The following is a 24,775-nucleotide window of genomic DNA, read 5'->3' as shown; positions in this document are numbered from 1 at the left end:
CCTTCTGGGTGGCCGGGACCGGCCTGTGGGGTGTCCGATTCCGGCCTCCCCACCCCGGGTGCCCTGACGGTCCTCGCGGTTCAGTGCGGTGCGAACGCCGTCGGGGGCACGCCCACCGTCGCGGTGAAGTCCCGCACCAGATGGGCCTGGTCGCTGTAGCCGAGGTCCGCCGCGAGCCGCGCCCAGTCGACGGCCGGGCCGGATTCGGCGGCCTCCAGCGCCTCGTGGATGCGGTAGCGGAGGATGACCCACTTGGGGCCGACGCCGACGTACGCGGCGAAGAGCCGTTGCAGCGAGCGGGCGGAGAGCCCGGTGTCCCGGGCGAGCGCGTCGACCCGGAGCACCGTGCGGTCCGTGCGCACCCGGTCGACGGCGGCCATCGCGAGGGCCGCCCGGGGATCGGGGCGCGGCTCCAGGGCCAGCAGGAAGGCGTCCAGCGCCGCGACCCGCGCGTCCTCGTCGTCCGGGTCCAGGACCGCGTCGACGGGCGGCGCCGCCCGCAGTACCCCGGCGGCGTCGGTCCGCACCCCGGTCCAGGCGGAGACCGGGCGCCCGGGGGCGAACGGGCGGAAGCCGCCGGGCCGGAACTGCACCCCGCAGACCCGGCCTCGCCCGGCCAGCTTCCGGGTGAAGAGTCCGGGTTCGACGCCCGCGACCTCGGCGTACCCGGACCGCTCCCGGGGGCTGTCCCCGGCCTCGTACCGCTGGAGGACCAGGTTCACCGACGGGTGCGGGACGACGTGGGCGGCGTACGGCTCGGTGAGGTCCCAGTCGATCAGCCAGTAGTGCTCCAGGTAGGGGCGCAGCGCGGCGGCGGGCTCGCGGCGGCGGAAGCGGACGTGCGCGAAGAGGTCCGGGGCGTCGACGATGCCCCGGGTGTCGCGGCGGGGTCCGGCGGCCATGACCACGATGGTAGTGGGGCTCCGGACGCCTGTCGTGTTTCTTCAATACGCGCGCGACGGGGCGGCGCAGGGTGGGGGCATGACTCAGACGATCGGTGAACTGCTGGAAACCGCCGCGGACCGGGCCCTGCCCGTCGTGCGGGGGATCGACGACGCGCGGCTGGGCGACCGTACGCCCTGTGCCGAGTACGACGTACGGGCGCTGCTGAACCACCTGTTCCTGGTGGTCGTGAACTTCCAGGCGCTCGCGGCCCGCGAGGACGTGGATTTCGGCGGGGAGCCGGAGTTCGTGACGGGCGACTGGCGGGGCAGGTTCGGTGACGAGACCGCCCGCCTGGTGGAGGCCTGGAGTGCGCCGGGCGTCGAGGAGGGCACGACCGGGCGGATGGAGCTGCCGGCCCGGACGGTGGGGCTCATGGTGCTCGGCGATCTGACCGTGCACGCCTGGGACCTGGCGCGGGCGACCGGCGCGGACTTCGTGCCGGAGCGGAGCGTGCTCGACGAGGTGGGCCCGGGGCTCGCGGCGATGGCTCCGCAGGCCCGGGAGATGAAGGTGTTCGGCGAGCCGTTCCCGGTGGGGGAGGGGGCTAGCGCCTTCGAGCGGCTGCTGGCCGTGACGGGGCGCGACCCGGGGTGGCGGCCGACCGGGACGACCGGGGGCTGAGCCCGGCGGGGCACGGGGCGGGCGGGGCGTCGTAGAGCGGGCCGAGGTCGGCGTACGCGTCGTCGACGATCTCCGCGGCCAGGAGCAGCATGTCCTGCTCCGCCAGCCGGGCCGCCCGGTGGGTGTACGGGGACGGTGGCGCCGGGTGCCCGCGGCGCCACCAGCAGTCGCAGGCCGCGTAGATGCCGCCGCCGAAGACGAGCACGGGGATGGACAGGGCCAGCAGAACGTCGCCCACGGCGGACCTCCTCGATGGGTCGGTGTCCTGTGCATCGGCGCGCGGGGCGGGTCGGCTGAAGACCGGCCGTCGGCCAAATCCTCGCGATCCCTGGCTCGATCCGACCGAAAACGTGCACGTGGGCGCGGGTGTCCGAACGCTTCGAGCGGCTGTACGGGCCGGGCCCGGGCGCTCGGGCCCCTATCGGCTTTCGGTCTCCTCCGGGCCCGGGCCTCGGTCCTCCGCGGGCAGGGCGGCGGCCAGCGCTCGCAGGCCGGTCAGCACCTCGTCGGCGGTGGGCGCGGACTCCGGGTCCGTGAGGTGCTGCATCATCAGGCCGCTGACGAGGGCGAGTTGCACCGATCCGAGGGTGCGGACCGTCTCCTCGGAGAGCTCCGCCTCGGCCGTGCCGGTGACCTCGCGCGCCATGCCGCTGCGCCCCTGCCGCAGTCCGGCGGCCACCTGTTCCCGCAGTTCCGGGTCGCGTTGAGCCCGCAGGACGGTCTCCAGGTTGGCGACCCAGAACGTCTTGTTGGCCGAGAAGGCCTCGATCAGGCGACTCCACAGGGCGTCGAGGCCGGTGTCGTCGGACGACGGCCCGAAGGCCTGGTCCCCCGAGTCGAGTGCCTCGAAGAGCGCCTGGTTGAGCAGCGCCTCCTTCGAGCCGAAGTGATAGCCGATCGCGGCCATGCTGACGCCCGCCGCCGAGGCCAGGTCGCGGACGGTCGTGCGCTCGTAGCCCTTGGCGAACAGGCATTCCCTGGCGGCTTCCAGCAGCTTCTCCCGGTTTCCCATGACGCGGACCCTAGCAACGCCCTGCGCGTTCGCGCCAGGCGAGCGCATCAGGCGAACGCCTCAGGCGATCGATTGAGGCAAACGTATTGCGCAGATGCCCAAATCCTGAATATCGTTCCGAGCGTCGAAGACCGCACCGATCCCGGGAGCCCGAATGAGCATCGACACGTCCCGCCTCGCCGCCCTCGTGGCGGCCACCGCCTCCGCGGCGCTCGCCCTCACGCTGGTCGCGGCCGGCCCCGCCCCTGCGCAGTCCGGTGGCCGAGGGGCCCTTCCCACGCGGGTGGCGACCGCGGAAGGCCCGGTCCAGGGCCTGACCGACGGCACGGTGCGTACGTTCCAGGGGGTCCCCTACGCGGCTCCGCCGACCGGGGAGCGCCGGTGGAAGGAGCCGCGGCCGGTGCGCCCGTGGTCGTCGCCGCTGGATGCCCGGAACCCCCGAAGCGCCTGCGCGCAGCCGACCGACCAGCCCATCGCGATCGAGGGCGGCGGCGCCGAGGACTGCCTCCACCTGAACGTCACGACTCCGGCCGCGCGGACGACGGGGCGGCTGCCGGTCATCGTCTGGATCCACGGCGGCAGCTTCACCTACGGCGACGGGGCCACCTACCGTGCGGCCGAGCTGGCCGCCGCGCGGCAGGGCGCCATGGTCGTGACCGTCAACTACCGGCTCGGCGCGTTCGGCTTCCTCACCGCGCCCGGCCTGCGCGCACCGGCCAACCTCGGCCTCCTGGACCAGCAGGCCGCGCTGAAGTGGGTCAAGCGCAACGCCACCGCCTTCGGCGGCGACCCGCGCAATGTCACGATCATGGGGCAGTCGGGCGGCGGCTACAGCGTCTGCGCGCAGCTGGTGTCACCCGGCGCGCGCGGACTCTTCGACAAGGCGATCGTGCAGAGCGCCGGGTGCGTCGGGCCGGACGGCTCGTTCACCCGGGCGCAGGCGGAGACCAACGGCCGCGACGTCGCCGAAGCCGCGGACTGCGACGATCCGCGCACCGTCGACTCCTGCCTGCGGGGCAGGTCCACCTCCGAGCTCATCGAGGCGTCGGCATCCGGTCACGACGGCTACCGGCCCGTGGTGGACGGCACGGTGCTGCCCGAGACGCCGGCACGGGCGATCGCCGCCGGCCGGTTCGCCCGGGTGCCGGTGCTGCACGGTTCCACCCATGACGAGATGAGCGGACTGGCCGGGCTCGACGAGATCATGACGGGTGTGGCGCTGACCCCGGAGACGTACGCCGAGAAGATCACCGAGCAGTTCGGGAAGGACGCCCCCGCGGTCCTCGCCGAGTATCCCGTCGCGGACCACCCGGCCCCCGGGGCGGCGCTGTCGGCCGTGCTGACCGACTCGGAGTGGTCGACCGCGGCGCTCGACACCCAGCGCGCCCTCGCCCGCCACACCCGCGTCCACGCCTACGACTTCGCCGAGGCCCGGGCCCCGTACTTCAGGAACGTGCCGCGACCGGCGAGCTTCCCGCTCGGCACCGGCCACATGGTCGACCTGGCCTACCTGTTCGAGAACGACCTCTTCGAGCCGCTCGACGCCGCGCAGGCGGGGCTGTCGGAAACGGTGATCGCCTACTGGAGCCGGTTCGCCGCCACGGGGCGCATGGACGGGGGCGGTCTGCCGACCTGGAAGCCGTTCACGGACCGCAGCCCGTATGTGCAGCGCCTCGCGTCCGGCGACATCGGGCGGACCGACTTCGCGGCCGACCACCACTACGCCTTCTGGAAGTCGCTCGCTCCCTCGCACTGACCGCGCGCTGCTCCGGACGGAGTTCGCCGGGACGTTCCGGCTCAGGGCCACACCAGGCAGTACGCCTGGTGCCCCGCGTCGTGCAGGCGGTGGGAGAAGTCCTGCCACTCGTGGAGCGATTGAAGGCGGCGGGGCGTTGACCTGGGTATTTTCGATAGAATCCGCGTTGACCTGCGGAAAGTCGTCCCGGTAGTTCTCGCGGGTTAACGCCGTTTCCTGGGCTCATGTGCCCTGGATGTGCCCTCGAAGGTGATCGGCTGGCCACGGGGCAGGTGCCGCGGTGTGGCAGTCCGCGGTCGTCAGCAGCCCGCGCGAGGGCTGGACGAAGCTATGCACCACCCCCCCGGGCCAAGCTGCCTAATCGCCGAGGGCGCGAGCTCCAGCGGAGAGGGCTGCGGCTTCGTCGGTTGGTGGAGGCCCAGTTGAGGGACCGGTCCGTGGATCATCTGTACCAAGTGGCCATGGACGCGTCATAATGGCGCGATGGGGCTTTCGTTACCTGACCCGAAGGGTCACCAGCGGGACGTCGTCTTCCTGAACGAACGCGGTCACTGCGTCGTTCTGGGCACGGCGGGCAGCGGCAAGACGACGATGGCGGTCCATCGGGCTCACTATCTGGCCACGGCCCCGGGTATCGGAGGCCGCACGCTGTTGGTCACCTTCAACAAGGCTCTCGTAACCTACCTCAGGGGTATGAGCGCCGCGTCTACGAACCTGCAGATCGAGACCTACCACACCTTCGCGCGTGGCTATCTCGCGCATCGCACCAAATCGCCGGTGCGCATATGCAAGTCCAAGAAGCAAATGGTTGAGCGGGCGCTGGGGGAGGCTCGTGAGCGCCATCCCTCCCGGGCCGTGATTCACCGTCCGCTCGATTTCTTCCTCGATGAGCTGCATTGGATGGTCGGGCACGGCATAGTCGACCAGCAGACGTATGTGGAAGGCCGTGCTCGTCGGGTTGGCCGGGGCAGGCCACTTCAGCAACCCGATCGTGAAGTCGTCTTCGAGGTCTACCAACGGTACGTACAGTTGCGTGCCGAAGCCGGGTACGAGTACGACTTCGACAACATGGCGTCGACGGTCCTGGGTACCCTGAAGGTTGATCCCACCAAGCGGCTTTACCGGCATGTCGTCGTCGATGAGGGCCAGGATTTTACACCCGAGATGATTCGAAGCCTGGCAGCGGCCATTCCCAGCGACGGATCACTGACTTTCTTCGGCGATTACGCGCAGCAGATCTACGGGAGCCGGATGTCCTGGCGTGCCCTGGGCCTTCATGTGTCAAATGTCGTGGAGTTCGCCCACAACTATCGCAACAGCCGTCAGGTCGCCCAACTCGCCCAGTCCCTTTCGGATATGCCGCACTTCAAGGACGACGTCGATCTGGTCCAGCCGACCGGTGCGGCGGCCGACGGCCCGAAACCCACCATCCTGGAGACCGCGGGCAAGGAAGAACAGCTCGTTCAGGCGGCGAGCAACGCCCTGGCGCTGGGCGCGGACCGCCAGGTCGCCATTCTTATGCGCACCCGGGTCCACGAGGACAAACTCAGATCTCTCCTCGACCGAGGTCGTGTCCCCATTCACCGCCTGCACCGTGAGCTTGCGCGGTGGACGGACGAGCCGGGGGTGTTTTACGGGACCTACTCTGCGGCGAAGGGCTTCGAGTTCGACTCGGTGATCCTCCCATTCTGTGATGCGGACGAGCTGCCGAAACCGAGTGAGGTGGAGGCTCACGGCCTCGACGAGGCCAAGGCGCGCGAGGCCCGGCAGTTGTACGTAGCCATCACCCGGGCTCGTACAGACCTCATCATGCTGCACTCAAGCAAGCTGACCGGTCTGGTGCCGCAGGAGATGTCTGACCTGTACGTGCGGGTGAGCTTGTGAGTGACGTCCTTGAGCAGGCCCGGGCCCGCGGTATCACCCGTCTGTGCCATCTCACCAAGTCGGCCAACCTGTCCCATATCCTCGAAACCCGGCAGATACGTCCCGTGGCCACCCTGCAGACAGCTGCGGACGCCTTTCGGCCTGCCGATACCCAGCGCCTGGACGGCGCACTGGAGTTCACCTTCCTGAGCGTGGAGTATCCGAACACCTGGTACCTGGCCCAGGCAGCGAGCCGGGACCGCCATTTTCAGGACTGGGTGGTTCTCACGCTGGACGTCGACCTGCTCGCCACTTCCGGCGCACGCTTCTGTCCCTACAACTCCGCACGAGACAGGAGCGCCGGCGCCCGGCTGGGTGCCGACGGCTTCAATGCCATGTTCGCGCCCACGGTGACCGGCAAGGTGACTCTGCGGCGAGAAAGTGGGCACCCGTCTTGGTGGCCTACGGACGACCAGGCAGAGATACAGATACCCGGGATCATCCCACTGTCCGCCGTACGTTCTGTCATCGTCCGGGACGAGAAGCAGGCAGAGCTGGAGCACTTCAGACATGCCCAGTTCGGGATGGCGGTTCTGCTGCCACCTCTGGTTGTCGCTCCCATGCTCTTCGACAAGTACGTCCTGAGCCGCTCGGTGCGCTCCGGCAATCGGCCACCGGAGAGCCCGTACATCCCCCGAACAACTCTGGCAGAGTGAACACGTGAACGCTGAGCTTCACCCATGGACCGACAGAGCCTGCGGCATGCTGCTAGGAGCAGCCGTCGGGGACGCCATGGGCTGGCCCTACGAGCGGCGGGACCGGACTCGCTCACTTCCGCCACTCAGCCAGGTCGCGGGTCGGTTTTTCGCCTGGCAGCGAACGGCAAGCAGCCGTTTCCGCCCGATCCTTGAGGACATCGGACCAGGCGAGTACAGCGACGACACACAGATGCTCATCGCCGTGGCTCGTGCTCGCCTCACCGCAGGAGACGACTGGCTTTCCTGGTTGCAACGAGTCGAGTGGCCCTTCCTCCTCGATTACGAACGTGGTGCCGGGGCCAGCGTCAAGCGTGCCTGCCGCGCCTGGGAGAAGCATGAATCGGCCTGGGGCAAGAGGGCCGACGACCAGGAAAAGTACTTCAGTAGCGGGGCCAACGGCGCGGCCATGCGCATCGCGCCGCACGTCGTAGTCCACCACGAGGGTTCCTTCGGCGACCTGGCGCACGACGTGGTCCGCGACGCCGCGACGACACACGGGCACCCGCGAGCCCTGCTGGGTGCCTTGGTGCATGCCTATGCCCTGTGGACCAGTTTGCGGCAACCTGCGCCATTGGCTTACGGCTGGCTCGTCGAAGCAACACTGGACGGTCTGAAGGACTGGCGGGAACCGGTGTGGCAGGGGCTGGACAGAAACTGGTTGGATGCCGCTGCGAAGGCGTTCCCCGGCGGCTACGAACAAGGCTGGGATGACGCCGTGCGGGAGGTGGAGGATCTCCTCACCAGCGCACGGTCCTCACTGAACAGCGGCGCGCTGAGTGCGCCCTCCGCCTTTCTCGAGCAACACGGCCTCACTCGGCCGAAGACGCGTGGGTCGGGGACGTTGTGCGCGGTGGCAGCCATTTACCTCGCGGCCCGTTCGGCCGCCAGCCCGGAGCGTGGCATCGGTGTCCCCGCGCGCCAGGAGGGCGCGGACACGGACACACTGGCATCTATGGCCGCCAGCCTGCTCGGCGCAGGTCTGGGCCAGGAATGGCTGGGCTTGTTCGGGCGAACTGTTCAGGATGCGGCCCTGCTAGTCACGCTGGCCGAGAATTTGCTCACTCCTGTCTCTCCGATCCTGTCCCTGCCTTCTCGCGCCGCGGCTGGCGAAGCTCGGTCGCGGTTCATCGAGAAGCTCGACAAGGCCGACAGCCGAGCTGATCTGCTGCTCCCGGACCGGCGCCAAGCACGCGTGGTCGCAGCTGGCACGCTGACGTCCGGCAAGTGGACGGCGCGACGTATACATATCGTCACCACGGACGGTCAGAACCTTTTCTTTATCCGCGGAATCCAGCGGGCGGAAGCGGAATCGGAAGGTGTCGAGGAAGCCCCACGTACCGATGCGGAGCCGGCTGACGAGCATCGATCGGTCTGGCCACCGAACCAGGTCCGGCTCCAAGGTGCCTATCTGCCCGTCGCCGACATCGGACGCGTGACGGCGGCCATGTCCGCCCTCGGTTTTAGCGCGCACCGCCGCGGAAGCGACTGGGTCTCTTATGAGAATCTCGTGATCAGGCAGGCACACACCAGCAAAGTCGCTACGGGCGTTCCAGGCGTCCAACTTCGGGTTGCCATCGACGATGTCCAAGCGGCTTGGGAGCGTCTGCGCAGGCTGGGGTTCGACGGAGCAGTGCAACGTGAGGGCGGCGCCCTCTGGGCACAGATCGACCCGTACCTGATCGTCGCCGTCAACAACGCCGAGCCGCCCGCTCGCCCAACCCTGCAGTAGACCCGGCCCGCCCCGGACCTCAGCTTCCAGGCCGCCGAATGATGTTGAACAGCGGTCTGTGGATGAGCATGAGACGGACGACGATGGCGTCGACAGAGTTGAAGCCGAAGGGAGTGTCAGTGGGGAGCGGTACCGTCGGAACATGACTGTGTGGCCGCCAATTGATCGTGACGATCTCCGCAAGGCGCGTGGTGACGCGGGCTTCGATACCGTCTTCCCGCTGCTGATTAGGCGCTTGATAGCCGAGACCGCAAGCGGCTTGGAATCGCTGGACATGCCCGGCGGGTCCGGAACCGCCGTCGGCGGATATGACGGCATCGTCACAGCGTCGCGACCGTCGGCGTTCGTGCCCGAAGGAACCTCGGTGTGGGAGCTTTCTGTTGGAGGCGGCAATAACAAGGCCGAGGATGACTACGAGAAAAGGATCAAAGGCCCGAAGGGGCTCGCGACCCAAGACGTCACATACGTAGAAGTCGTCCTCGACACGTGGAGAGATGCGCGAACCTGGGCCGAGCGTCACACCGAAGATGGTCGGTGGCGGGAGGTACGTGGGTACAACCTCGACGGGATCGACCTATGGCTGGAGCAAGCGCCAGCCACCACGGCATGGCTTGCTGCCCGGCTGGGGAAGGCACTGCCGGGCGTGCGGTCTCTGGACTCGTGGTGGACGGACAGTTGGCTCCGGTCGACGCGCATCCCGCTGGACCAAAAGGTGGTGCTGGCAGGAAGAGAGAAGGCAGCCGCCGACTTTGGGGCCCTACTTGCCACCGGCCAGTCGGTAACCACGCTAGGTGGTGATCTGCGTCCCGATGAAGTCTGCGCTTTCGTCGCCGCTGCCCTAGAGCAAGAAGGCACCCTGGGGGCCACTCAGGTGAGGGCGCGGGTCCTGTTTGTTTCCGACAGGAGTGGTATTGAGCAACTGGTCACGCAACGCCAGCCGTTGATTCTGGTCCTCGCCGACCCGGCCCTCGCGCGGGACATTCCGCAGCAGCAGCCTCACCAGTTGGTATGGGCGGCGATGCCGGGCGCCCGGTGCGACGTGAAGGTACCCAGGCTTCACAGCCAAGTCATCGAGTCCCTGCTGCTCTCCAGCGACATGCCGCGTGAGCGTGCTGCTCGCCTCGGCGCGCTTGGTCGCCGCAGCCTGCTTGCGCTACGGCGAGCCCTGGCCCACCACCCAGAGCCACTCACACCGGAGCGGGTCTCCACTCTCGATGTGGTCCGCCGACGGCTGCTCCTTGTGAACTCCTGGGCCGGAGACAATCAGGAAGACCGCCGTGTGGTTGGGCAGTGCTCGGGACTTGAGTACGACGAGTTGCAGGAGCGAGCCCGGGAGCTCGCGGCCGGGGCCGACATCCCCTTCCTTGGCTATCAGGAAGAAATTTGGCATGTGCTCGCCGCCGAGGATGCCTGGGCGTTGCTCGGTACGTCTCTCACCAGTGACGATCTTCAATTCTTTCGAAGGGTAGTTCTAGAGGTACTGACTGAAACAGATCCGACCCTCGATCTAGACCCTGGTGAGAAGTGGAAGGCTGGGGTGATGGGCATACGACGGTGCTTCTCACACACCCTTCGCACCGGGCTCGCCCAGTCGCTCGCCCTCCTGGGCACCCTGGGCGCAGACCTACGGGGCCCGGGCGGTGTCACGGGCGATCGGTGGGCACGGTTGCTAGTTCGTGATCTGCTGAAACAGGCCAATGCTGATGAAACGTATAGCCTGTGGCGTTCCCTGGGCGATGTGCTCATTTTGCTGGCTGAGGCCGCTCCGGAGGAGTTTATGGAAGCGGTGCACGAGGGCCTCAGCGGCACCACGCCGCTTCACACCGCCATGTTCACAGACAACCAGCCTGACAACACGGGGCTTGGTTCCAGCTCTCCTCATACAAGCTTCTTGTGGTCCTTGGAGAGCCTGGCGTGGTCTCCGGAGCACCTCGATGACGCAGTCGACGTACTGACTGCGCTGGCTGTCGTGGACCCGGGCGGCCGGCTCTCGAATCGTCCCCTCGCGAGTCTGGTGGGGATTCTCAGCGCATGGGCTCCAAACACGACCGCTCATACCGAGGACCGAATAGCAGTAATCCGACGCCTGGTGCGGAGGCAGCCAGCACTCGGCCGCAAGTTGCTCCTCCAGCTCATTCCTGACAGTCACGCTATCCAGGTGAGCCATCCTGGTCCGCGTTTCCGTGATTGGAAAAGGGGAATTGTCGTCACCCCGCATGATCGATGGAGTGTGATCACCGCGGTGGTCGACCTACTCCTGGACGAGGTCGACGCTGCTCCCGAGCTTTATGCCGAATTGATCGGCAAAATCGACGTTCTTCCTCCCCAACACCGCGCTGAGGTCGCGCGAGGACTGACTGAACTGGGCGGCGACCTGGAAGATGACGATCAGCGGACGGTTCTCCACCGCGCGTTGCGCGACCAAGTCGCCCGACACCGAGAGTATGCGGACGCCGCGTGGGCGCTTCCTGCGGACGAGCTGGCCCCTCTCCAAGCCGCATGCCAAGCGCTGGAGCCTCGGAATCCGGTGAGGCGATACGCATGGTTGTTCCAATCCGGTTGGATCACGCTCGGCGACATCAGGCGGCGTGAGGACTTCGCTGCCTACGACGCGGAACTCCTTGCCCGGCGGGCCGCCGCAGTCGGGGAGATAGTTGTGAATGGAGGGTTGACGGCTCTTGTCGAGCTGGCTTCCGTAGCCGAGTTCGCCGACCTGGTGGGCATCGCTCTTGCCGAGCACTCCGATGACCATGACCAAGAGCTGCTGTCATGGCTTGAGGGGGATGCCTCGCCAGCCAAGGAGGTTGCCGTTGGGTACCTGCGTCGGCGTATGTGGGCTGGGGGGAATGATCTCCGCGACAGGCTTCTTTCTCTTACAGAGCTTCCGCTTGTTCAGGCAGTGATCCTGCGACTCGCCCCAGAGCCAGCCGCCGCGTGGTCTAAGCTCTCGGAACTCAGTCCGGAAGTAGCGGGACATTATTGGCGCGAGTTCTCCTACTTCGGGCTCGGCTCTAATTTCCCACAAGCGCTTGATGCCGCCCGGTCGCTGCTGGGTGCAGGACGTCCGGCAGCCGCGCTGGACCTCATCCTCCTCTACGACAAGGAAGGGGGTGCTCCAGAGGTTGCTGAGATTGTCGTCACCGGGCTGGAAGACCTCATCGCAGCTAGGTTGAGCGATCCTGAGATCGGGCGACTCAGTTCACGTTTCCAGGATCTATTCACGCTGCTGGCACGGAATTGCGATCAGGTGGGGCGCCAACGTATCCTCAGGCTGGAGTGGCAACTCTTGCCTGCGCTCGGATTCGACGCTAAGGCTCCGGTCCTCCACAAGATGCTGGTCGAGGACCCCGAGGCGTTCGCGGATTTGGTGACATGGTCCTTTCGCCCCGGTACCGTTTCTGACGAAGATACGGTAGATGCCGTAGAGAAAGAAAATAGGCGCAATATTGCGAACCATTCATATCAAGCCCTTCGCACGTTGCGCACGTGTCCAGGGCTTAAGGCCGACGGGACCCTCGACCCGGTTGCGCTGCGCGCGTGGGTCATGACGGCACGGGCAGAATTGGCTTCCAGGGATCGCGCCAGGGTGGGTGACGTGCAGATTGGTCAGGTCCTTGCTTTCGCCCCGCGTAACCAGGACGGCCTGCAAGTTCCGGAAGCTGTCCGAGATCTACTTGAAGAGGTCAATAGCAACGATCTTGAACAGGGCCTCAGCATTGGCATCTACAACAAAAGAGGTGTGACCAGTCGAGGGATTCTAGACGGTGGAGTGCAAGAGATGGAGTTGGCCCGGTCCTTCCGGGAACAGGCCGAACGCGTACGCGCGTGGCCGCGAACCCGGAAATTGCTGAAAGGGCTTGCAGAGTCGTACGAAGCAGACGCCCGGCGGGAAGACCAAAAGGCAGAGCGACGTCATCAGGGCCTGGAGTAGGCCATGCCGCCAAGAGCCGTTACGAAAGCGCGGGCCGACGCTGCTCAGCGAGCTCAGCCACTGGGTTGAACTTGTGATGTCGTGCGGTTGGTCAGGCGGTCAGATGGCCAGTCCGGTCTCGGCGAGGCAGTCGTCTATGAGGTGGCTGCGGTACTGGATTTGCCGTAGGTCGCGTCGGATGCGCTAGATGAGGTGTTCGGGGGTGCTGAAGCCGACGTTGGAGAGCCAGCCGCGTCGCAGGAGAGACCAGATCCCTTCGTGGAGCGATTGGGCTCGGGAGGGCACTGACGTGGGATTTTCCGTGAGAATGTGCGTTGACCTGGGAAAACTCCTCTTGGCAGTTCTCACGGATCAACGCCGTTCCCAGCCTCATGCGCCCTGGGTGCTCACTTTCTACCGACCTATTGACCTGGAACGGGTCGGTGCGAGCTCGGCACCTGGTGTGGCTGATGTTCTGCTTGTCGCGCCTCATGGCTGCTCCGGGCAGCGACTCTGACCGTCGCTCACTGCGTATGTCGAGACTTCCGCCGAGCGCACCGACATTACGGGATCGGGTCCGCCATGTTCCCGGAAGCGCGCCGGGTCCCACAGGTATAGGACATCGCCATCCGTGCTGAAAGCGAGCAGTGGACGATCGGTCGGGAGTGGTCCGTTGTGCACGGAAAGCTTGCTTTTGAGCGGCTGTACACAGATTCGCTCGCCCTGGATGCCGAAGTAGGAATCCGGTGCAGTCGCGTTCACTACGTCACGGGCGGCGCGGTGGGCTGCATCGGAGGTCCGGCTCATGAACGCAACTCCTCCAGTGACGACGAGCGCGACTGCGGCACCAGTGGACACGACGCTCACAATGCTCTTCTCCCAGGCCCAGTGGAAGTGGCGAGCCCACCCGTAGAGGGCCAGAGGCGGCAGGAGTAGCCCTATGCAGCCGAGAGTAGGGAGCAGTGCAGCTGCACCGGTCCAATAGACGGGGGTGGAGGCCGAGTCAGCGGGAATTCCGAAAGCGTCCTCCACGTACAGGAACTGCAAGAACGAGCCGACGAACGGCAGAACCCACGGCAGGGGCAGGACGAGCACGGTAAGCAGGCCGACGGCGTGCCTACTGATCCAGGTTTGGCGAACGGCGAACCAGCAGCCTCGGGGTACGTACCACAGCAGAGCCAGACAGGCGAACGTGAGCAGAACGCTTCTGATCTGCGCGGCGACGCCGTAAGGGTTCTGCTGGTGCCACATGTACCCGGGCATTGCGCTGCCGACGAGGACCAAGGTCCCGGCCGCCCAGCGCAGGGGCCAGGGGCGGCGCTGGTTGCTCGTGTACCAGTTGCCGACGAACCACGCGGCGACGGCGAGCGGCGCGAACATGGCCAGCTGGCCGACCAAGGAACGGTCGTACGCGAGCCAGCCGTAGAACATGAGCAGGGATGCCAGTGCAAGGCGGAGTGCTACCCCTCGACGGCCGTGCCACCAGGGATTTCCGTCCTCATCCGTCTCATTGGCCTTGGGCCCCACGCTCTTGCGCACGCCGTGGCGGGACTCATCAAACTCGAAGCCTCCGAGCCGCTGTCGCCCGAGTAGCTCGCGGACCTCCGCTTCTTCGACGGATGGAGCAACACCGATGGTGCGCTGCTCGTCGGCGAGCCCCGACTGGGTACGCAGCGAGGCCAACCAGCCGAGACCCCGCCTGCTCCGCCAGCTGGACTCTCGAAAGACGCGCCATGTCACCAACGGCTCAGACGCCTGGGCACGGACGAGAGACCCTCCCACGATGGTTACGGACACGTGCTTGCCCACAACCTCCAGCAGACGCTGGCGGGCAGCGGTTTCAGCACCCCAGCGCGAGCCGGGGAGTCGCACTTCTACGACGTATGCAACTTGGTCCTCCGGCCGTCCGGGATCTTCCTGCTCATCGGCCGGCCGGATCGCCCAACCTTGTTGCTCGCACAACCCCTTGGCGAGCAACTGATCACGCCCACGCTTCGGAGCCCGAAAGACCAGATCTACCCGCTCGTCGAACCCTGCGGTCGGTAGAGGGACCTCCAACTCGTCGACAGCTGCGCTGATCGGAGGCCCGCCGGACGGAGAATCGTCGATCGTCCTGCGTGGACCGGGAACCCCCAACCGTGTCTCCGTCCTCGTCCTCCGTTCACTATTCGACGACGTGAGACGGCGAATGAGTAGCGTGCCGAGGCGCATTGCTTTGACATCCCCTTTGTGGTCGGCGCTTTGCCAGCGGATGGGACGGCCGTGCATGGGGCCATGGACGTCCCATAACCCAAGTGCGATTACGGTCGCACGGAGCACTGACAATGCCGCCCGCCACTGCCGCCGCTTACTCCGCCATTCCCAACCTCCGTGGTGGTCAACGGTTGGTGTGGATCATGACGGTAAGCACAGGTGAGGCTGGCGATGGCTGGCTCTGCCCGATGTCCTCGTACCCCCACGACTTGTAGAGCGCGTGGACCTTTCCGTCGCCGGCGGCCCGGTTGACCATGAGCGTGACGTGCGGCTCGTCGCGTGTGGCGAGGAGGGCGTCGTGGATGCGGCGGGCCGTGCCGGTCTTGCGCCAGGCCGGGCGCACGCCGATCTCCTTGAGAGCCGTGGCCGGGCGCTTCGTGTACTTCTCCGCCGGCGTCGGGCTGGTGCGCTGCCAGTAGCGGTCCCCGTGCTCGATGGTGTTGCTGTACGCGTAGCCGACCGGTTGGCCGTCCGCGTACGCGAGGACGGCCGTAAAACCTGGTTCGGCGGAGTGCCGGTCGATGCGTTCGCCGAACGCGGTCACCGCGTAGTTCGGCAGGTGGAGCAACGGGGCGCGTACCTTGGCGTACACGTCGAGGAGGTCGCCGCGGATAGTGTCCAAGGTGGTGAAGGTGCGCAGCTCGGTGGCGGGTGCCGTGGTCATGCGGCCGTCCTCCAGGTGGTGGTGTGCTCGGTCCAGGTCTGGACGGTGGCGCTTCGCGGGGCGGTCGCGCGGAGCGCGGCCCCGAACTCTTGGAGCATGCGAGACACGCGGGCGTGGCGGGTGGCGGCGTCTGCGGGGACCTTCATCGCGGTGGCTGTTGCGGCCTCGGCGGCGCCCTGGGCGAGCAGGGCGTGGGCGAGACGTGTCGTGGTGATGGCTCGGGACCTGACCATGTGAGGTCGGAGCGAGGCGAGGCAGCGGTGAGCGTGGTACTCGGCCGTTGGGTAGTCGCCGAGCGCCAGGTACGCGGAGAGGGCCAAGGAGTCCAGTTCGGCCTGGTCGTAGAAGGCGAGCAACCAGACCGGCCGGTGGTCGGCTGGATCGGCGCGCAGCATGGCGTCCTGCGCCTGCTCGAACGCGCGACGTGTATCGGTCCGGTTCTGGGCCGTACCGTGGATGGCGCCTTGGCGGGCCAGACCGAGGGACGCGAACAGCGGGTCGCGACGGGTGAGGTGCAGGTTGCGGGCGACATCGTTGGCGGCGCATGCGTCGGCGGGGCGACCCATGTGGCGGTACATGGTGCCCGCGTGACTCCAGATACGGAACTTGATTGCTTGGTCCCCCGACATCTCGGCGAGGGCCTGGGCTTCGCGCATGTGCGCCTTCGCGACGTCGTAGCGCCGGCCGTCGATGGCGGCCCACATCGCAGACGAGCGGAATGCGGCTCCGGAGGCGTAGAGACTGCTGCGAACCCGCTGCGTGGCACTGCCTGCGTTCTGGAGGTTGAGCGCCTCGTCGGCGAGCGCGGCGGCCCGCTCCTCGATGCCAGGTTGCCCGCCGTGGCGGTGGTCGCTGGCGATGATCTCGGCGAAGCGCTTGTTCAGCCGGTTGACGTCGCTCATGCCGATTCGGCGCGGTGACGCGGTCCCTGGGGTTGCTGCTGCGGCAGCCGCAGCAGCGATGCCGCCGACGAGGGTACGGCGCTTCATGTCGGGCTCCTCCTGCTGCGATGGCGCTGGGGTGGGCGAAGGCCGGCCACGTGGCACGAACCCTAAGGCGACGGCGGGTAATCCGGTGACGACCTCAAGTGCGGTACGTGTTGCTGACTTTGGCCAGGTGACTCGGCCCGCTTTCCACGCCCGGACCGATGACCCGTCGAGCCCGCCTACGTGTCCCGTCAGCTGTTCAACAGCCCTGTTCACGGCGTCGGCCAGGCTGTTTGAGCTGTATCCGTGCTCGGTCATCCACGCCTCAAGGACGGTGTTGCGGATCGCGTCCATGCGGGCACGGTAGCCCGCGCGCTCCCTACCCACCAGGTAAAGAGCAGGTCAAAACGTCCTAGGTGAGCCCGTCGGACGAGCACCGGAAAGCCCTAACCAGCCTTCCAGGCAACGGAGTTATCTGGGTGTCGGCCACTCCCCGCGAGAGGCTGTTGACGGCTCGGTCCGCCCCTGGAAAGCCACAAGGGGTGGAGCGAGCGCCGAGACGACACGAAGGCTCCATCCCATGCCGATTCTGAAGAAAGCAGTTGAGACGGTCCTCGCCAGCCACCCCACGTACAGCGAGGTCTTCCCGTGCGTGCCGTCCACGGCCGAGACCGGACGCAGGCTCGTCCGGGGGGTTCTCGGGATGTGGCGCCTCGATGTCCTCGCTGACCGCGCCGAGCTGATCGTCACTGAGTTGATCGCGAATGCCGCCAGGCATACCCCCTGCCCCGAAGTCCGTCTCGTTGTCGGGCGGCCAACTGCGACACGGGTACGCGTCGGGATCGTGGACGAGGAACCGTCGCGTCTGCCGGAGCTGAGCCACGCGGGCGAGGAGGACGAATCGGGTCGCGGGCTGTTCCTCGTCGAAGCTGTAGCCGACCGCTGGGGCTGTGACCTTCAGAGTGCAGGCGGACGTCTGCGTGGCAAAGAGGTCTGGGCCGAACTCCATACCGAGGGCGACGAGTGAGGGCCCGGAGGCGATGCCCTCGCTTCTTCTGGGCCCTGCCCGCCCGCCGTTTCAGGTCTGGGCCGACACCGCCAGATACCAGGCTGCCGGATCGGCCGTCTCGGCCAGCTGGGGGAAGGTCCGTTCCTCGATGAATTCATCGTGGATCACCGGTGACTGCTGGCTCGGCTGCGAACGGACCGGAGTGCGGGTGATCTGGCTCGGCCCGGTTCAGTGGGACGGGCAGCACGCCCCCTTCTACACATGTGAGCTGTGCCTTGATCGTCTCAAGGCACAGGCCCTCACCTACCTCATGGGGCATTGATCGGCCTCGGCTCGATCAGCCCCTCGTACACGACTTCCCGGCGTGAGCGGGCGGTCCGGCCAGCGCTTTCTGTGCGGGCCGCGCCCCCTCGTGCCGGGCGGCCAGGAGCTGGTCCGAGGGCTGGCCGTCCGGTATCGCTCTTCTGGCGGCTCCTGGTGGGCATTCCAGCCCAGCTCAGCAACAACCAACGATGAAGAGGAGTGCAGCATGACGCGCAGCACCGTGGTGCCCAGCCGTACCGAGGTACGACCGCAGATTCCGGGTGCATCAGACGGCTTCGACCTGGATGTCTCGCTCGTGGAGATCGCCGACCCGGCAGGTCTGGTCAACCTGACCGACGACAACTGCGGTTCCACCTGCGGCGCCTGCACCACCAACGTCGCCTGACGCCTGAATTGAAACCCCAGGTCACCTTCGGTCTGGTGCCGTCGCGCTCCCGCGCGGCGGCGCCAGCCGCCCATCCCTTCGCCCATGGAGGTCATCGGTGGTTGCTCAACCCACAGTGTTCCGGGCCGGTTCCACCGCTCTCGTGCGCGCCGTGGCCCGACCGTTTCTGCCGGTTCCTCCGTGCCCTGACCCGGATGACCACTCTTCCGACGGCTCCTCTTCCTGCGTGACGTGGCTTCGCGCGGTCTGGGCGGACCAGCACATCGCCGGCGCCGTGGCGCACTCCAGCCCAGCCTTGGCCATGCAGGTGCGGGCTGTGTGTACCACCGAGAATCCTCCCCTTCGAGACATACGGCGCGTGGCGCTGTCGGTGTCCCGATACCTCCTGCGGGCCCAGCACCGGGCCACGCCCTTCGGCCTGTTCGCCGGAGTGACTACTGTGGCGTTCGGCTCGCAGGCACGTGCGGAGTGGGGCAAGGCTCACGTGGCCGTGGGCCGCGCGGGTGCGGAGTGGCTCGCCGCTGCGGTCGAACGGCTCGAGTCCTGCCCGGAACTCCTCGACCAGCTGCCCGTCGTCGTCAACAACACCGTGATGAGCCGGGGGGACCGGCTCATCGTGCCGTTCCAACCCGATCCGAATGACGACCGGATGCGCGCGGTCGAGGCATCCCTGGCTCTGACAGAGCCGGTGCGTGCGGTCCTCGCCGAGGCCCGGACGCCGATTCGCTGCGGAGCTCTCGCGGAAAGGCTCCGGGCAGAGTTCCCCGAGGCCGATACGGAGAAGGTGCACCGTCTGCTTGCGGAGCTGGTCCGGAGGCGAGTGCTCATCACGAGCCTGCACGCTCCAAGTACCGAGACCGACGCCCTCGGGTATCTGCTCGACCAACTCGACACGATCGGCGTCGACAACCTTGCGTCGGTAGCGGAGACGGCACGCGAGCTGCACGCGGTCCGAATGGGCTTGAAGGAGTGCGCCACGCGCGGCGGCCGGGACAGCACCGCAGCGCGGATGCGGGCCCTCGTGCCCGGCCTGCGTCGACACCCTGTTGCGCTTGACCTGCGGTTGGATGCGCGTCTCCTCCTACCAGAGGAAGTGGCTCGGGAGATCGAGCGCGCCGCCTTCATCCTGACCCGGGTGAGCACCCGCCCGTACGGGACAGCCGCGTGGAACGCCTACCACCAGCGCTTCTACGAGCGGTACGGCATCGGCACGATGGTCCCGCTCGCGGAGGTCGTCGCGGACAGCGGGACTGGCTACCCCGACGGCTACCCGGGCAGTCCTGACGGTTCGCGTCGGCCCCGCGTCTCCGCTCGGGATGACGCCCTCGTACGCCTGGCGCAGGGTGCTGCGCTCGACCGCCGCGACGAGGTCGTACTCACGGACGAACAGATCGACGTCCTGGACGTGGGGCCCGACGAGCCACGACTGCCGCCGCATCTGGAGGTAGGGGTGCGAGTGCACGCCGCCAGTCTGGAGGACTTGCAGCGCGGACGATTCCAGCTGGAGGTCGTGAGCGTGTCGCGCGGGGCCGGCGTTTCGACAGGCCGGTTCCTCGACGTACTGGCACCCTCCGAGCGTCAGGCCCTGGCCGCGGAGCTGGCCGATCTTCCGGCTGCGGACAGCGACACCGTGCCCGCCCAGCTCTCCTTCCCGCCGCTGCTCCCGGAGAGCGCTCATGTCACCCGCGCCCCGCAGGTCGTGCCTACCCTGATCAGCCTCCAAGAGCACTGCGCACCGAAAGACACCGTTCTCACCCCGAAGGACCTGGCCGTGGCGTGCGATGGCCGCCGCATGTACCTGGCCGCTCCGGAACGGGGGCACCGCGTCGAGGCCGTCGGCATGAACGCGCTGAACCTGCACACGCACACTCCGCCGTTGGCACGCTTCCTCACTGAACTGTCCCGTGCCCAGTGCGCGCAGGTCACCGCCTTTGACTGGGGCGTCGCAGCAGCGATGCCGTTCCTGCCGCGCCTGCGGTACGGGCGTACGGTGCTGACCCCGGCGCGCTGGCGTCTGGAGGCATCCGAATTACCCGGCCGTGCTCGTCCTCGTGCTGAGTGGGACACCGCGCTCTCCGAATGGCGGGCACAGCGGGGATTGCCTCGCCGCGTGCTCCTTGTGGAAGACGACCGGCGTCTCTTCCTCGACCTCGACGAAGGCGGCCACCGGACGCTCCTGTTCCGACACCTCGACCGCGCTCACCAGGCCGTGCTCACTGAGGCCCCGGAACCAGAAGCGAACGGCTGGTGCGGCGGGCGAGCCCACGAGATCGTGGTGCCGCTCAAAGCGACCCTGCCGCCGTCCTGGCCGCCCCTGCCTGTTCCCACTGAGGCTCGTGCCCTCTCGTCGGCCCAGGTGCAGACTCCCGCTGCTTCATCGGTGTTGCTCGCCGCCTTGTACGGAGATCCCCGCCGCCAGGACCTCCTGCTTTCCCAACACCTCCCCGGACTCATCGAACGACTGGGCAACCCGCGGTGGTGGTTCATCCGCTTCCGTGACCCGGACCAGCACCTCCGCGTCCGCATCGCTCTCCCTGACCGCAGAAATTTCGCTCAGACGGCGCGCACCGTGAGCGCGTGGGCCGACGACCTGCGCAACGGCGGCCTGCTGGCAGACCTGCGCTATCCCACCTCTTATCGAGAAATGGGTCGTTGGGGCTCCGGTGCCGCCTGGGAGGCGGCCGAGGATGTGTTTCGGGCAGACTCGCACGCCGTTCTGGCCCAGCTCACAGAGCCGCAGAGGCCGGCGCAACGCACGCTGGTGGCGGCCCACACCGTCGCCATCGTCTCCGCGTTCCTCGGCAGCGCCGAGGCCGCGATGCGCTGGCTGGCCGACCACGTCTCGCCGACGGCGCCTGCGTCCGTTCCCCGCCCGCAGTTCAGCGAGGCCGTACGGCTCGCGAACCCAGCCGACGACTGGGCCGCCCTGCGCGAGGTCCAGGGCGGAGACGCCATCGTGTCGGGTTGGGCAGAGCGCGATGCGGCACTCGCCGCGTACCGGTTGCACCTTCCCGGCCCGGACACTCAGGGCATCGCCGTCGATGACGTCCTGACCTCCCTTCTGCACGTCCACTTCGTGCGGCACGTCGCGGTGAACTTCCCCGAGGAAGAGGTGTGCCTCTACCTGGCTCGCGCTGCTGCTCTGGCGTGGACTGCCCGCACCACCAGGAGGCCGGCGTGACCGTGCTCCCGACACTCGGCCTGGTCGATGCCGTTGCTGCGAGGCTCGCCGACCCCGGCACGGTGCCTTCCGTCCTCCAGACACATCGGCAACATCTCGCCTACGGCCCGCCCGGGATCGCGCTTCTCCACATCGAGCGGGCCGCGAACGGCCTCGGACCGTGGCAGCATGCGCACGGCTGGCTCGCTGCTGCGTCCCACGGATCCCTCACGAGTGGACCCGACAGCCACCCCTTCTACGGCGTGCCCGCCTTCGCCCACGCCCTTGCCTGCGCCGCCGACCATCTTCCTGGCTCCTACCAGCGCGCCTTGGACTCGATGGACCGACAGATCGGGATCGACGTCAGACGCCGTCTCGACGCAGCGCATCGCCGCATCGATGCCGGATGCCTTCCGCAACTGGCCGAGTTCGACGCCATCCGGGGCCTGACCGGATACGGGGCTTACCTTCTACGCCGGAACCCAGACAGTCCTATGGTGCGCGCTGTCCTCGACTACTGCGTGCGCCTCACCGAACCGATCAGGGAATTTGGCGAGGACCTTCCGGGTTGGTGGACTGCGACCGGGCCCTCGGGCAGACCGGACGAACAATTCCCCGGTGGGCATGCCAACACCGGCATGGCCCACGGCATCGCCGGAGTGCTCGTGCTTCTGGCCCTCGCCGCCCGGAGGAGCACCGTTACGAACGGGCACCTCAGAGCGCTGCACACCATCCTGACCTGGCTCGACCGCTGGCAGGAGGAGACAGGCCGAGGAGCAACCTGGCCGTACTGGATCACCCGGAGCGAGCTACGTACCGGTCGCTCCGCCGCGTCCAAACTCCGGCGGTCGTCATGGTGTTACGGCACCGCCGGCCTCGCCCGCGCTCAGCAACTTGCCGCGCTCGCTACCGGTGACATCGAACGCCAGATCACGGCGGAGAACGCGCTCGCCGCCGCCCTCACCGACCCGGACCAGCTAGGCGCCACGACGGACCACGGCCTGTGCCACGGCTTTGCCGGCCTTACCCACATCGCCGTCCGCACGGCCGCAGACGCCCATCCCTCAAGCGTCGGTCGAATCCGAGCCGCGATCCCGGGATTTTTGGCCGCGATCTGCCCGGTGGACAACGACCTCGAGCGCGCGGCCACGGCACTTGTCAGCGGCACCGGATCGGGGCCCGGCCTGCTCGATGGAGCCGCCGGAACAGCCCTGGCTCTTCTCGCTGCCGATACCGCCGCACCACCCCAGTCCGCCTGGGATTCCTGCCTGCTCATTGCCTGATTCACCGACCAAAGGACTTCGATGCCCCCTGGCTGGCAGCAGCACAACATCACCTTCATCGACCGCGAGAGCGCCCGGCACGCCATCGACGAACGCCTCGGGCCCGCCCTGATCACAGCCGAGACCGAGGGGCAGCTCACCGGCTGGTGGTTCATGAACAAGCAGCCCTGGCCGCTGCGGTACCTCGCCGACGAGCCCTCCCCGATCATTGAGTCGCTGCTGAGCGATCTCGTGGGTGACGGGGCGGTCGTGTCATGGCTGCCCTCTGTCTACGAGCCCGAGTCCGAGGCATTTGGCGGCCCGGACGCTATGGACACGGCCCACGGACTGTTCCACAGCGACTCCCGCCACCTGCTCACCTACCAGCCGAGCCCGGACCACCTGGGGCGCAAGGAGACTGCGGTCCTGCTGGCGAGCGCCATGATGCGCGGCGCCGGACTCGACTGGTTCGAGCAGGGCGACGTATGGGCGAAGGTCTCGGCTCTTCGGCCGCCCACCGACCCAGCGCGCTCCGAGAGAGCCGCTGAGTTGGTTCCGGCGATGCGGAAGCTCATGACCGCTGACGCCTACAGCCTCTACAACCAGGGTGGTCCACTCCACGCGCACGAGGAGTGGGTGACCGCCTTCGAACGGGCCGGTGCCGCGCTCGCCGCGCTGGCCTGCCGCGGCGCCCTCACACGCGGCCTGCGAGCCGTCATCGCCCACCACATCATCTTCCACGCCAACCGCGCCGGTCTCCTCAGGGACGACCAGAGCGCTCTGTCCAACATTGCACGAGAGGCAGTCATGGGAACGAGTGACCACACCGCGTCGCCGACCGAGTCAACGACCAACGCGGATAGCGTGAAAGGGGTGAACACCGACACGATCACCACCCCGACGTCCGATGCCGAGCGCCTCCGCAACGCCCTGGTGGACCAGCTCCGCGCTGAGGGAAGCGCCCGCACTCCCGGCGTGGAGACCGCGTTGCGGACCGTGCCCCGTCACGTGTTCGTGCCCGATGTGCCGCTCGAAGACGCATACGCCAACGCGCCGGTGCACATCAAGTACGACACCGACGGCAGCTCGATCTCCTGCGCCTCCCAGCCAGGCGTGGTCGCCCTCATGCTGGACCAGCTCGACGTCCGGCAAGGCGAGCGCGTCCTCGAACTTGGCGCAGGCACCGGTTACAACGCCGGTCTGCTCGCCCATCTGGTCGGTGAGAGCGGGCACGTCACCACGCTCGATGTCGACGACGACCTCGTAGAGGGCGCCCGCGCGCATCTGTCCGCCGCCGGAACCACCAACGTTGAGGCGGTCACCCGAGACGGGGCCCTCGGCTACGCGGAAGGTGCGCCGTACGGCCGGATCATCGCCACCGTAGGCGCGCACGGCGTGCCGCACGCCTGGTTGCAGCAGCTTGCTCCCGGGGGCCGGCTTCTCGTCCCGCAGCGCCTCAAGGGCACGGTGTCCCGGTCCATCGCCTATGAGCAGCGCGATGGCCGGTGGATGTCCCTCGGTAGCGAGATGAACACCTTCATGCCGCTCAGGCGGGGCATCGCCGACGACGACCGCCGGGTCATCCCGCTCAGCACGGACGGAACCGTACGGCTCCAGGCTCCCGCCGGGCAGACAATCGACGCCGAGGCCCTCGACGGCGTCCTGCACGAGCCGCGCACCGAGGAGTGGACGGGCATGACGGTCCGCGCCATGGAGTCGCCGGAGTGGATGGAACTGTTCCTCACCTGCTCCCTTCCCTCCGGCCTGATCCGGATGCTCTTCCCGCAAGCCGCCAAGGGCACTTTGCTCACCGAGGACCCCTACCCCTCCTCGACGGCAGCCGTCGACAAAGGCGCCGTCACCTACCTCGCACGGCGTCTGTCGGAGAAGAAGACCTCCGAGGGCGGCAAGCTGTGGGAGTTCGGGGTCATCGGCCACGGTCCCGGCAGCGATGAACTGGCCGCAAGGGTCGCTGCGGCCATCCGCGCGTGGGACCTGGAGTACCGGGGCCGTGAAGCCACGTTCGAGATCCAGCCTCTCGATACCCCCGCGATCGAGCAGCGAGCTGGCCTCTTCGCGCTTGACACCCCGCTGAACCGCATCGTCGTCGACTGGAGTTGACACCCCACGCGTAGTGGGCGGTGGCCGCCGGCGCGCAACCGGCGGCCACCGTGGCCTTACCCGTCTTCACACACACC

17 protein-coding genes and 1 pseudogene are annotated in these 24,775 nt (G+C 67.6%); 11 read left to right on the top strand and 7 right to left on the bottom strand.

Translation table 11 applies throughout. From position 1 onward, the window contains the following. Window positions 1–80: 80 nt before the first annotated feature. Window positions 81–902 carry a DUF6597 domain-containing transcriptional factor gene (locus ACFWRV_RS15195; protein ID WP_384333872.1) on the bottom strand — a complete coding sequence of 274 codons (822 nt, stop codon included), beginning with the start codon at window positions 900–902 and terminating at the stop codon, window positions 81–83. Window positions 903–981: 79 nt separating this feature from the next. Between ACFWRV_RS15195 and ACFWRV_RS15190 the strand changes: the two genes are divergently transcribed. Next, on the top strand, window positions 982–1,566 hold the full coding sequence (locus ACFWRV_RS15190) for a TIGR03086 family metal-binding protein (protein WP_384333869.1): 585 nt from the start codon (window positions 982–984) through the stop codon (window positions 1,564–1,566). Here ACFWRV_RS15190 and ACFWRV_RS15185 read toward each other — a convergent pair. Together ACFWRV_RS15185 and ACFWRV_RS15180 are read right to left on the bottom strand one after the other, a co-directional pair. Continuing rightward, complete coding sequence (locus ACFWRV_RS15185) at window positions 1,490–1,804, bottom strand: hypothetical protein (protein ID WP_384333866.1); 315 nt, start codon at window positions 1,802–1,804, stop codon at window positions 1,490–1,492. The two genes, ACFWRV_RS15190 and ACFWRV_RS15185, sit on opposite strands and share 77 nt — an antisense overlap. 180 nt (window positions 1,805–1,984) lie before the next feature. Beyond that, window positions 1,985–2,578 (bottom strand): TetR/AcrR family transcriptional regulator, encoded by a 594-nt coding sequence (locus ACFWRV_RS15180; RefSeq protein ID WP_384333863.1) that lies wholly within the window; start codon window positions 2,576–2,578, stop codon window positions 1,985–1,987. A 154-nt stretch (window positions 2,579–2,732) separates the two neighbouring features. On the opposite strand from ACFWRV_RS15180, the gene ACFWRV_RS15175 reads away from it, so the two are divergent. The 5 genes from ACFWRV_RS15175 to ACFWRV_RS15155 all read left to right on the top strand — a co-directional run bounded on the left by ACFWRV_RS15175 (window position 2,733) and on the right by ACFWRV_RS15155 (window position 12,615). Next, a complete protein-coding gene (locus ACFWRV_RS15175) occupies window positions 2,733–4,334 on the top strand; it encodes a carboxylesterase/lipase family protein (protein WP_384333860.1) in 1,602 nt (533 codons plus the stop codon). A gap of 483 nt (window positions 4,335–4,817) precedes the next feature. Continuing rightward, window positions 4,818–6,218 carry a UvrD-helicase domain-containing protein gene (locus ACFWRV_RS15170; protein WP_384333858.1) on the top strand — a complete coding sequence of 467 codons (1,401 nt, stop codon included), beginning with the start codon at window positions 4,818–4,820 and terminating at the stop codon, window positions 6,216–6,218. After that, window positions 6,215–6,913 (top strand): DarT ssDNA thymidine ADP-ribosyltransferase family protein, encoded by a 699-nt coding sequence (locus ACFWRV_RS15165; protein ID WP_073725498.1) that lies wholly within the window; start codon window positions 6,215–6,217, stop codon window positions 6,911–6,913. The genes ACFWRV_RS15170 and ACFWRV_RS15165 overlap by 4 nt, the downstream gene beginning before the upstream one ends. Before the next feature lie 4 nt (window positions 6,914–6,917). Further along, the gene (locus ACFWRV_RS15160; RefSeq protein WP_339152878.1) at window positions 6,918–8,684 is read left to right on the top strand and encodes an ADP-ribosylglycohydrolase family protein; all 1,767 of its coding nucleotides are present in this window, start codon (window positions 6,918–6,920) and stop codon (window positions 8,682–8,684) included. A gap of 142 nt (window positions 8,685–8,826) precedes the next feature. After that, a complete protein-coding gene (locus ACFWRV_RS15155; RefSeq protein WP_384333853.1) occupies window positions 8,827–12,615 on the top strand; it encodes a hypothetical protein in 3,789 nt (1,262 codons plus the stop codon). Between the two features lie 99 nt (window positions 12,616–12,714). On the opposite strand, the pseudogene ACFWRV_RS15150 reads toward ACFWRV_RS15155, so the two are convergent. From ACFWRV_RS15150 to ACFWRV_RS15135, 4 genes and pseudogenes are all read right to left on the bottom strand, one after another. After that, window positions 12,715–12,873 (bottom strand): annotated as a pseudogene (locus tag ACFWRV_RS15150) (IS630 family transposase); the annotation flags it as partial. 210 nt (window positions 12,874–13,083) lie between these two features. Then, window positions 13,084–14,277: a hypothetical protein gene (locus ACFWRV_RS15145; protein WP_384333850.1), complete on the bottom strand. Its 1,194-nt coding sequence runs from the start codon at window positions 14,275–14,277 to the stop codon at window positions 13,084–13,086. Window positions 14,278–14,971: 694 nt separating this feature from the next. Further along, window positions 14,972–15,511 (bottom strand): GNAT family N-acetyltransferase, encoded by a 540-nt coding sequence (locus ACFWRV_RS15140; RefSeq protein WP_384333847.1) that lies wholly within the window; start codon window positions 15,509–15,511, stop codon window positions 14,972–14,974. Beyond that, window positions 15,508–16,791, bottom strand: coding sequence for an XRE family transcriptional regulator (locus ACFWRV_RS15135; protein ID WP_384333844.1), 1,284 nt, complete (start codon window positions 16,789–16,791; stop codon window positions 15,508–15,510). Before ACFWRV_RS15135 ends, ACFWRV_RS15140 begins: the two co-directional genes overlap by 4 nt. A 226-nt stretch (window positions 16,792–17,017) precedes the next feature. Here ACFWRV_RS15135 and ACFWRV_RS15130 point away from each other — a divergent pair, with 226 nt between their 5' ends. From ACFWRV_RS15130 to fxlM, 5 genes are all read left to right on the top strand, one after another. Continuing rightward, window positions 17,018–17,464 (top strand): ATP-binding protein, encoded by a 447-nt coding sequence (locus ACFWRV_RS15130; RefSeq protein WP_384333841.1) that lies wholly within the window; start codon window positions 17,018–17,020, stop codon window positions 17,462–17,464. Between the two features lie 511 nt (window positions 17,465–17,975). Then, window positions 17,976–18,155 carry an FxLD family lanthipeptide gene (locus tag ACFWRV_RS15125; RefSeq protein WP_016825826.1) on the top strand — a complete coding sequence of 60 codons (180 nt, stop codon included), beginning with the start codon at window positions 17,976–17,978 and terminating at the stop codon, window positions 18,153–18,155. 226 nt (window positions 18,156–18,381) lie between these two features. Further along, complete coding sequence (locus ACFWRV_RS15120) at window positions 18,382–21,336, top strand: lantibiotic dehydratase (protein WP_384333838.1); 2,955 nt, start codon at window positions 18,382–18,384, stop codon at window positions 21,334–21,336. After that, a complete protein-coding gene (locus ACFWRV_RS15115; protein WP_384333835.1) occupies window positions 21,303–22,598 on the top strand; it encodes a lanthionine synthetase C family protein in 1,296 nt (431 codons plus the stop codon). Before ACFWRV_RS15120 ends, ACFWRV_RS15115 begins: the two co-directional genes overlap by 34 nt. Before the next feature lie 21 nt (window positions 22,599–22,619). Next, complete coding sequence (gene fxlM / locus ACFWRV_RS15110) at window positions 22,620–24,698, top strand: methyltransferase, FxLD system (protein WP_384333832.1); 2,079 nt, start codon at window positions 22,620–22,622, stop codon at window positions 24,696–24,698. Window positions 24,699–24,775: the final 77 nt, after the last annotated feature.

This window comes from Streptomyces sp. NPDC058576 (genome assembly GCF_042718715.1).
Classification (GTDB): domain Bacteria; phylum Actinomycetota; class Actinomycetes; order Streptomycetales; family Streptomycetaceae; genus Streptomyces.
This window is presented reverse-complemented; position numbering and strand designations above follow the sequence as displayed.

What these genes read in the sequence shown, in the direction of transcription:
- ACFWRV_RS15195 (WP_384333872.1), bottom strand. Translation starts at nt 902, where the DNA reads ATGGCCGCCGGACCCCGCCGCGACACCCGGGGCATCGTCGACGCCCCG.
- ACFWRV_RS15190 (WP_384333869.1), top strand. Translation starts at nt 982, where the DNA reads ATGACTCAGACGATCGGTGAACTGCTGGAAACCGCCGCGGACCGGGCC.
- ACFWRV_RS15180 (WP_384333863.1), bottom strand. Translation starts at nt 2,578, where the DNA reads ATGGGAAACCGGGAGAAGCTGCTGGAAGCCGCCAGGGAATGCCTGTTC.
- ACFWRV_RS15175 (WP_384333860.1), top strand. Translation starts at nt 2,733, where the DNA reads ATGAGCATCGACACGTCCCGCCTCGCCGCCCTCGTGGCGGCCACCGCC.
- ACFWRV_RS15170 (WP_384333858.1), top strand. Translation starts at nt 4,818, where the DNA reads ATGGGGCTTTCGTTACCTGACCCGAAGGGTCACCAGCGGGACGTCGTC.
- ACFWRV_RS15155 (WP_384333853.1), top strand. Translation starts at nt 8,827, where the DNA reads ATGACTGTGTGGCCGCCAATTGATCGTGACGATCTCCGCAAGGCGCGT.
- ACFWRV_RS15140 (WP_384333847.1), bottom strand. Translation starts at nt 15,511, where the DNA reads ATGACCACGGCACCCGCCACCGAGCTGCGCACCTTCACCACCTTGGAC.
- ACFWRV_RS15135 (WP_384333844.1), bottom strand. Translation starts at nt 16,791, where the DNA reads ATGGACGCGATCCGCAACACCGTCCTTGAGGCGTGGATGACCGAGCAC.
- ACFWRV_RS15130 (WP_384333841.1), top strand. Translation starts at nt 17,018, where the DNA reads ATGCCGATTCTGAAGAAAGCAGTTGAGACGGTCCTCGCCAGCCACCCC.
- ACFWRV_RS15125 (WP_016825826.1), top strand. Translation starts at nt 17,976, where the DNA reads ATGACGCGCAGCACCGTGGTGCCCAGCCGTACCGAGGTACGACCGCAG.
- fxlM (WP_384333832.1), top strand. Translation starts at nt 22,620, where the DNA reads ATGCCCCCTGGCTGGCAGCAGCACAACATCACCTTCATCGACCGCGAG.